The organism is Marinobacter sp. UBA2498, from assembly GCF_002341575.1.
GTDB classification, from domain to species: Bacteria; Pseudomonadota; Gammaproteobacteria; order Pseudomonadales; family Oleiphilaceae; genus Marinobacter; species Marinobacter manganoxydans.
The window spans coordinates 1-899 of the sequence record NZ_DDOI01000134.1 but is presented as its reverse complement, the minus strand read 5'-3'; the positions used below and the strand labels follow the sequence as shown (position 1 = coordinate 899).

General features: G+C 56.6%; 1 protein-coding gene. It reads right to left on the bottom strand.

Annotated features, from left to right (window positions below):
* On the bottom strand, positions 1-899 hold an 899-nt coding region (locus B2W52_RS18345; RefSeq protein WP_286803868.1), incomplete at both ends, for a PhoH family protein.

The following is an 899-nucleotide window of genomic DNA, read 5'->3' as shown; positions in this document are numbered from 1 at the left end:
CAGGTTACCCAGGCAGATTACTTTGGAGCCGTTGCCGGCACGGGTGATGATGGTCTTGATCTGATGCGGCGTCAGGTTCTGGGATTCGTCGATGATGATCAGGCTGTGTTGGAAGCTGCGGCCACGAATGTAGTTCATCGACTTGAAGTGCAGTGGCACCTTGCTGAGGATGTAGTCCACGCTGGCGGTCATATTTTCATCGTCTTCGTGGAGAGCTTCGAGGTTGTCCACGATGGCCCCCAGCCAGGGCTCCATTTTCTCCGCCTCGGTGCCGGGGAGGAAGCCAATGTCCTCGTCCAGACCCTGGGTGCTGCGGGTGGCGATGATGCGTTTGTACAGCTTGCTGGCAACCGTCATTTCGATACAGGCCGCGAGGGCGAGGATGGTTTTACCGGAGCCGGCGGAACCGGTCAGGTTTACCAGGTGGATATCGGGGTCCAGCAGCAGGTTCAGGGCAATGGCCTGGTATATATCCCGCGGTACCAGGCCCCAGACTTCCTCGTGCATCAGATCGTGCTGGTGCAGATCCCGAATGACAATCTGGTCTTCGCCCACATCAGACACCTTGCCAACGAATCCCTGTTCATCAATTACGAACTCGTTGATGGTCAGTCTGGCCAGGTCGCCCTCACGACGAAGGATGTGTTCGGTAATACCCTCCCGCTGGATGGTTTCGACCTTCTCGATGGTGTCCCAGAACGAGTTCGGGAATTCTTTGTACCCTTTCGGCAGCAGGTCAATATCGTCCAGCAGCATGTCGTTGTGATAGTCCTGGGCCTCCACGCCGAAGCCCCGGGCTTTCAATCGCATGTTGATGTCCTTGCTGACAAGGATGATGTCGCGCGATGTGTGGCGGGTTTGCAGGGCCGCCAGGGTATTGATGATCTTGTTGTCGTTCA